This window comes from Bacillus sp. HMSC036E02, assembly GCF_001836235.1.
Classification (GTDB): Bacteria; Bacillota; Bacilli; order Bacillales; family Bacillaceae_G; genus Bacillus_A; species Bacillus_A cereus.
Map to the genome: position 1 here is coordinate 1 of NZ_KV827853.1, position 3,190 is coordinate 3,190.

The window sequence follows — 3,190 nt, forward strand, 5'->3', positions numbered from 1 at the left end:
TAACCGAGAAGCCCCCACTTCAAACAGTCCGTTAGGACGTTAAGTGGCGGGTAGTTCACATTACGTACAGTTGTTTTATATGAAATGGTTCTGCAATATTTGTATCATCTATGCGAACAATATAATGCATTAAGGGCTAAAGGGAATTTTCATCCGCTCCTACTAATTCCTCAATTTATCTTAAATTTCCTATGTATTTATCCATTTAATAAAGGGAATGGCAAGTTAGCAAAAATATTAATTCAATGGTTATTAATTGAAAGTGGATTTACATTTGTAAAATATACATGTATAGATAAATATTTCAAAGAATATGAATCAGATTATTATGATGCTCTGTATAAATCTGCAGCTCACTGGTATCAAGGCGATCATAACGTAGTTTTCTGGATGAAAAATTTTTTAGATATTGTTTTAGTTGCATATAAAGAATTGAATTATGTAATAAAAAATTGTATTAGCACTCATACTAAAAGAAAAAGAATTGAAAAATACATAGACAGACAAGATAATCCTTTTACTAAAGAAAATATTCGAAACATGTATCCAGACATAAGTGAAAGTACTATAAATAAAACATTACACGCTTTAAATTCACAGGGATACATTAAATTAGTTTCTAAAGGTAGAAATGCAACATGGATAAAGCATAAATTAACTTAGGGTAAAGAACTAGAACACTGGCAAATAATAAACAAGGAGAACCCAAAAAGGGTTCTCCTTGTTTATTATTTGTTAGACTAATGTATCTCTTAGAAGGATAAAGAAGTAAAATAGACTATTTATTAATTGCAATCTAATCATAAAATTTTGTATCACATCTTTAAGAAAGACTGATCTACTCGTTATGATTTTCTAAATCAAATTGTCCCTTTTTACGCATAGTGTAATAAATAGGGAGGCCGAGTGCAGTTAGACCTATTCCACATAAAGCTAGCAGAGGTTGGGTGAATAAGGTATTAATAACAATGAACAATCCGCCAATAATAGCAACTAATGGTATAAAAGGATACAATGGAACTTTATAAGGTCGCACAAGTTCGGGTTCCCTTTTTCGTAAGATGAATACAGCAAGGAATGTCATTGTGTAGAATATCCATATTACAAATACCAACATATCAGTAAGAGTATTGAATCCGCCGACGGCCATCATAATAATTGAAATAAATAGCATAAATAGACCAGAATTATAAGGGACCCGACTAGTTTTAGATAATGTAGCAAACCATTTACTAAATGGTAGTTTGTTCTCAATAGCCATGGCATAAGGAATTCGCATTCCTGTCATAATATAACCATTAATCGTTCCAAATACGGAAATTAAAATGCCAATGGTAACTAGTTTTCCTCCCATAGCTCCAAAAAGAATTGTAGCTACTTGAGAAGCGGGTGTATCAGTACCTGCGAGCGATGTTGCAGACATGACCATTAGAAACGCGACATTAATTAATAAATAAACAACCATTACTGTTGATAATCCTAATACGATTGCTTTAGGCAAGTCTTTTTTAGGGTTTTTCATTTCTCCAGCAATATTGCCTACATGAATCCATCCATCATAGGCGAACATTGTTGCGAGTAAACCAGATCCAAGGGCAGATATCATAGATTTGTTCGGCCCTGCCTCAATTGGAAAAAGCTGAAAAGTAACGTCACTTTTGTGTAGTAATCCAAAAATAATAATCAATGCTAATGGAACCAATTTGCATATAGTCGAAGCCATTTGGATTCCACCAGCTGCTTTAGCTCCTAAAAAGTTCATAAGAGTTACAAATGTTGCTGTGATAATTGCAATTGCGATAATTAGTATTTTGTGTTCATTAACATTTAGGCCAAATAAACTAACCGTTTGTGTCCCGAAAATAATAGCAAGAGCTGCAATATTTGCAGGGAAGTATATGACAGTTTGTGCCCAGCCAAGCAAGAAAGCAGTTAAGTTTCCATAAGTCCTCTTTAAATATGCCATCATTCCCCCCGTTTCAGGAATAGCGGCAGATAGTTCAGCAGCAGTTAGTCCTGCGCAAACGGTCAAGATACCACCAATTACCCATGCAAGTAATCCTAGGCTAGCTGTTCCTGTTACTCCATATAATGCAGTGGGCTTGAAAAATACTCCGGCGCCGATAACGGTACCAATAACTGTGGTTAATGCTGCAAAGAAACCAATATCCTTTTTTAGTTGTTGTTGTGACAAAATAATCACTCCCAATTAGAAAAATATATAAATTCTCTTATGAATTCTTTATCCTGTTTGTTAAATTATTTGATAGTATATCCTGTATCCATACAAATAGCCGCCCCTCATCCTTACCAGCTAGAGAATTTGAATACATTTCAGATACTAAATAAAAAAGAAATTAAACGTATAAGTAAAGAAAGTTTAATTTCGCCTCAAATCATGTGAAAATTTTCACATGATTTGAGGCGAGTAAAATTCCATGAATTATACATTAAAAGAAATTCTTTAATTTAACCCGAAACATGAAGTTAAAAACGAGATTTCTTTTATATGAATAATAAGAATAAATGAGGTATTTTAATATTGTGATATAGTAAAATGGTAAATCAAAATTCAAAAGAGAAGATATATTCTTGTGAAGAATATCACAAAGTATTGAGGGATTCAATCATATTTTCGATATAAAATATAGAAAATCAACTAAATAAAACATTTTGTGAAATGTTTCACAAAATTGTTGACCTCTTATTTTTACTAATGGTATCTTGTAGGTGCAATCCAATGTTATAAATTAAATTATATTTGAAAAATATTGTAAGGATGAATATTTAGAATCTTATATTTATCTGACAATAATTAATTTAATTTATAACTCACTCTAAAAAAGGATGTGTAGATATGAAAATTGGTGTAGTGAAAGAGATAAAAAAAGGGGAAGCTCGTGTAGGGATGACTCCAGAAAATGTTCAAAAATTAGTTTCAGCTGGAAATGAAGTTTTAGTACAAAAAGATGCTGGATTAGGTTCTGGTTATACAAATGATGAATATATAAATGCAGGAGCAAGCATAGTAAATCAAGGCCAGGCATGGGATGTTGATATGGTAGTAAAGGTAAAAGAACCACTACCTGCAGAATACCATTACTTTAAAAAGGATCTAATTGTTTGGGGCTTTTTACATCTGGCTGCGTCGAAAGAGTGTGTAGAAGCAATGAGAAATGCTGGTACTACT

Annotated in this window: 2 protein-coding genes and 1 pseudogene; 2 read left to right on the forward strand and 1 reads right to left on the reverse strand. The window is 32.4% G+C overall.

Annotation, left to right across the window (positions count from 1 at the left end; all coding sequences use genetic code 11):
* Positions 1-84: 84 nt before the first annotated feature.
* Entirely contained in the window at positions 85-663 is a 579-nt protein-coding gene (locus tag HMPREF2590_RS15785; protein ID WP_000244222.1) for a Fic family protein, read from the forward strand.
* Positions 664-838: 175 nt separating this feature from the next.
* Here the strand turns inward: HMPREF2590_RS15785 and HMPREF2590_RS15790 are convergent, their stop codons facing one another.
* Positions 839-2,194 carry an APC family permease gene (locus tag HMPREF2590_RS15790; protein ID WP_050822655.1) on the reverse strand — a complete coding sequence of 452 codons (1,356 nt, stop codon included), beginning with the start codon at positions 2,192-2,194 and terminating at the stop codon, positions 839-841.
* A 663-nt stretch (positions 2,195-2,857) separates the two neighbouring features.
* Between HMPREF2590_RS15790 and HMPREF2590_RS15795 the strand changes: the two are divergent.
* Positions 2,858-3,190: pseudogene (locus tag HMPREF2590_RS15795) on the forward strand (alanine dehydrogenase); the annotation flags it as partial.